Consider the following 1,230-nt stretch of genomic DNA (forward strand, 5'->3'; position numbering starts at 1 on the left):
CTAGTGCTCAGTCAGGGGAATTAGCTACCCTAATTTTCTGATAGTGGCGGTCGAGTTTGACGCGGGCTTTTTCGAGGGTAAACTGCCAGTGGACGGTGGCCTGGGCGGCATTGCGCTCGGCTACGCACGCGGCGACGTGGGCCGTGAGTTCGTCCAAAGTGGGGATGCGCTGGTGCAGGCACTGGCGGGCGATGGCGGAGAGTTCGAGTTCGACCATGTTGAGCCAAGAGGCATTTTTGGGCGTGTAGTGCACCTCGAAGCGCGCGGCCAGCGCCCGGGCCTCGGCAGCGGGCAGGTGCTGGTAAAAGACGGCATCAGTGTGGGTGTTGAGGTTATCCTGCACCAGCACGATTTTCTCGGCCTGCGGGTAGTGAGCGGCCAGCGTCTGCATAAAGCGGCAGTAGTCGGCCCCGGTGCGGCGGGCCGAGACCTCGACCAGGCGCTGGCCGAGACCCGGCTCGAAGGCCACCAACAGACAGGCCGTGCCCTGGCGCACGTAGGTACTGCTTTCGCGCCGGGGCCGCCCAGCTTTGGCCGGTTGCTCGCCCATGGCCGGCTGGGCTGGCACGGGCGGCAGGGGCTCGACGGGCTGACCGTGCAGCACGCAGGGGCGCTCATCGAAGCAGACGACGGGAAAAAGCGGGTGGTAAGGCCGCGCGTACACGGCCAATACGTCCTCCATCCGGGCCACAAACGCCGCGTTCACCGCCCCCAGACACCAGTGCTGCTGGCGGTGGGGGTGCAGTTCGTTTTTTTGAGCACCTGGCGCACCGTTTCGTGCGAAATAGCCTCGACCAGCGCTAGCTCCACCGCCTTATCGGCCAGCAGGCGCAGGGTCCAGCGGCTGTGGCCCACCGGGGCCGGCGTGCAGGCCAGCGCCGTGAGCGCCGCGCGCTGGGAGCCGTCTACTTGCAGCGGGCCGCCGCTACGCGGGGCCTCGGCTAAGGCGGCTTGCCAGCCGGCTTCTTCGTAGCGGCGGCGCACCTTACTGACGGCTTGCCGGCCGAGGCCCACGGCCGCACCGGCTGCTTGCTGGCCGATACCCGTGGCCAGGGCCAGCAGGGCCTGCGCGCGACGCACCGCCCGCACGGGTCGACGACCGGTACGCGTAAACTTTTCGAGGGCGGCCTGGTCAGCCGCTGGTAGGGTAAAGGGAGTGATGGGTCGAGACATGTATCCCCAACTCTAAGCTCGTTGTTTTGTTGCCTAATCCGCTTGACGCAGCACTAG

The 1,230-nt window shown here is 66.7% G+C and carries 2 protein-coding genes; both read right to left on the reverse strand.

What is annotated here, in order from left to right; genetic code table 11:
- Positions 1–7: 7 nt before the first annotated feature.
- Positions 8–706 carry an IS630 family transposase gene (locus QMK33_RS23330; RefSeq protein WP_283567035.1) on the reverse strand — a complete coding sequence of 233 codons (699 nt, stop codon included), beginning with the start codon at positions 704–706 and terminating at the stop codon, positions 8–10.
- Positions 703–1,173, reverse strand: coding sequence for a helix-turn-helix domain-containing protein (locus QMK33_RS23335; RefSeq protein WP_283567036.1), 471 nt, complete (start codon positions 1,171–1,173; stop codon positions 703–705). The genes QMK33_RS23330 and QMK33_RS23335 overlap by 4 nt, the downstream gene beginning before the upstream one ends.
- Between the last annotated feature and the right edge of the window lie 57 nt (positions 1,174–1,230).

It is taken from the genome of Hymenobacter sp. H14-R3 (assembly GCF_030063445.1).
Lineage (GTDB): Bacteria > Bacteroidota > Bacteroidia > Cytophagales > Hymenobacteraceae > Hymenobacter.

Coding starts and splice junctions, on each gene's coding strand:
- QMK33_RS23335 (WP_283567036.1), bottom strand. CDS start 1,173: ATGTCTCGACCCATCACTCCCTTTACCCTACCAGCGGCTGACCAGGCC.